We start from the raw sequence: 2726 nt of genomic DNA, 5'->3' as shown, positions 1-2726 counted from the left end.
ACCTTCACCTACACCCCGGCGGCCGGCGCCGTTCTGAGCGGCGGGGACAACGGCCTGTCGGTGACCTGGACCCCGGACCCGGCCGACGCCATCGGCTGGATCCCCGTCACCGCGACGGTGACCCTGCACGTCAACCAGGCCGGGCAGACGCTGTCGTTCAGCCCGCCGATCGACGACGCGGTGACCCACACCTACGGTGACGCGCCGTTCGGGGCGACCGCGGTCAGCAGCGCGGGGCTGCCGGTCACCTACCGCGTCGGCGCGGATGACGCGTGCGTGTCCAGCCCGCAGGGCGACGGCAGCACCCGGCTGGCGATCACTGCGGCCGGGTCGTGCACCCTGACGGTCAACCAGCCCGGCGACGGCAACTACAGCGCGGCGGTGCCGCTGACCCACGCGTTCAGCGTCGCCCGGCAGACCCCGAAGCTGACTCTGGCGCCGAAGGACACCACGTACGGCACGGCGCTGGGCGCCGACCAGCTCGACGCGGCGATCGCCCCGGCCGAGGCGGGCGCGCACGGCCGCACCGGCTACACCCTCGACGGCGCGCCGCTGCCGGCCGACGGGATCGTGCCGGCCGGCACACACACGCTGACCGCCACCTACACGCCCGACCCGACCACCGGCGGCAACTTCAACGGCACGTCCGTCGACGCGACCTTCACCGTCGCGCAGGCGGCGCAGCAGATCAGCTTCGCTGCGCTGGGGGACAGGACCGTCGGCGACGCCGGGTTCACCGTGACCGCCACGGCGAGCACCGGACTGCCGGTGGTGTTTCGCACCGCCACCAGCACGGTCTGCACCGTCGCCCCGACCGGAACCGTCACGGTGCTGCACGCCGGCACCTGCACGATCGACGCCGACCAGCCCGGCGACAACAACTACCTGCCGGCGCACACCGTCGCGCGGTCGTTCACCGTCCGCCAGGCCGCCCAGACGATCCACTTCACCTCGCCCGGCGACCACACCTACCTCGACGCCCCGGCGGCGCTCACCGCGACCGGCGGCGCCTCCGGCAACCCGGTGACCTTCACCGCGCTGCCGGCCGACGTGTGCACGGTCAACGGCACCCAGCTGCAGATCAACGGCGCCGGCGCGTGCACCATCACCGCCAGCCAGGCCGGCACCGCCGACTACCAGGCCGCCAACGATGTCATCGACACCATCACCATCCACAAGGCGACCCCGGCCATCAGCTGGTCGGCGCCGGCGCCGATCCAGTTCGGCACCGAGCTGACCGGCACCCAGCTCAACGCGACCGTCCAGCCGGCCGGCATCACCGGTGACTTCGCCTACACCCTGGCCGACGGCACGCCGGCCGCGGGGGCGGTGCCGCACGCGTCGACGGACCCGCAGGTCCTGAAGGTCACCTTCACCCCCGCCGCGCCCGACGACGCCAACTTCACCAGCGCCACCGGGCAGACCACGATCGTGGTCGGCAAGGCCGACCAGTCGATCAGCTGGACCACCGTGCCGACCGGCGCCACCTACGGCGACGCGCCGTTCACGGTCGCCGCGACCGGCGGCGCCTCGGGCAACCCCGTCACGTTCAGCGCGGCGGCCGGCAGCGCCTGCACCGTGACCGGGGCCACCGTGACGATCACCGGCGCCGGGGACTGCGTCCTGGACGCCGACCAGGCCGGCACCAGCGACTTCAACCCGGCACCGACCAGCCCGAGGTCGCTGACCGTGGCGAAGCAGACCCCGACCATGTCGTGGGAGACGCCCGACCACGTCACCTACGGCACCCCGCTGAGCGGCACCCAACTGGGCGCCGCGGTCACCCCGGCGGAGGCGGCGAGCGCGGGCAGCGTGCAGTACACCACCGACGCCGGCAGCGGCGACGCCGCCGGCCAGGTCCTGCACGCCGGCAGCCACCGGCTCACCGCCACCTACACACCCGGCACCGGCGGCGCCGGCCCCAACTACACCGGTACGTCCAAGAGCGTGACCCTGGTCGTCGACCAGGCCCCGCAGGCCATCAGCGGCTTCGCCACCATCGGAACGCAGACCTACGGCGGGACGCCGCTGACCCTGGCGGCCACGGGCGGCGCCTCCGGCAAGCCGGTGTACTTCACCGTCGGCGCGGGCAGCACCTGCACCACCACCGGTGCCAACGGTACGACGCTGACGCTCACCGGCACCGGCAGCTGCACCGTGATCGCGCACCAGGACGGCACCGCGGACTACACCCCCGCGCCCGACGTCGCGCAGACCTTCGGCATCCAGCAGGCGACGCAGACCATCACCTTCGCGCCGCTGTCGGACGCCGCGGTCGGCGACCCCGCGATCACGCTGTCCGCCACCGGCGGCGGCTCGGGCAACCCGGTCACCTTCGCCGCCGGACCGGCGACGACCTGCACCGTGACCACCAGCGGCGTGCTCACCATCACCGGGCCCGGCGTCTGCGACGTGACCGCCAGCCAGGCCGGCAACACCAACTACGCCGCGGCGACGCCGGTGACGCGCACCTTCCAGGTCGCCTACCGCATCTGCGTGCTGTCCGACCAGACCCACGTCAACCAGAGCGGGAGCACCGTGCCGGTGCAGATCGCGCTGTGCACCGCCGCCGGCGGCCGGCTCGGCAGCGCCAGCATCGTCGTGCACGCCACCGGCGTGGACGCCGGCCCGGCCACCGCACCCGGCAACTCACAGCCGGGCAACAACTTCCGCTACACCACCACCGACGGAGGCAGCTACCAGTACAACCTCAAGACCGACGGACT

1 protein-coding gene is annotated in these 2726 nt (G+C 73.5%); it reads left to right on the top strand.

The features are described 5' to 3' along the window. Nucleotides 1–2726: hypothetical protein (locus HC031_RS32100; RefSeq protein WP_167929218.1), on the top strand; the 2726-nt coding region annotated here is incomplete at both ends.

The sequence above is a fragment of the Planosporangium thailandense genome (genome assembly GCF_011947195.1).
Classification (GTDB): Bacteria; Actinomycetota; Actinomycetes; order Mycobacteriales; family Micromonosporaceae; genus Planosporangium; species Planosporangium thailandense.
The sequence above is the reverse complement of the archived record's forward strand: the minus strand, read 5'-3'. Positions and strand labels throughout refer to the sequence as shown.